The organism is Sedimentibacter sp. B4, assembly GCF_000309315.1.
Lineage (GTDB): Bacteria > Bacillota > Clostridia > Tissierellales > Sedimentibacteraceae > Sedimentibacter > Sedimentibacter saalensis.
Map to the genome: position 1 here is coordinate 1 of NZ_CANG01000322.1, position 230 is coordinate 230.

General features: G+C 64.8%; 1 pseudogene. It reads left to right on the top strand.

Going from position 1 to position 230, the window contains the following annotated elements:
* Positions 1 to 63 precede the first annotated feature (63 nt).
* Positions 64 to 230: pseudogene (locus BN358_RS27650) on the top strand (LLM class flavin-dependent oxidoreductase); the annotation flags it as partial.

Consider the following 230-nt stretch of genomic DNA (forward strand, 5'->3'; position numbering starts at 1 on the left):
CGGGATAGCGTTGCGGGAGCTACCGTTACGACAGATAGTTGAAACTGCAATCATTGGAGTGGCATGCAGCTGGGCATCTTCAGCGTCGGGGACGTGACCCCGACCCGACGACCGGACGCACCCCGTCCGAGCACGAGCGGATCAAGGCCGCCGTGACCCTGGCGAAGAAGGCCGAGGAGATCGGGCTGGACGTCTTCGCGACCGGCGAGCACCACAACCCGCCGTTCCAC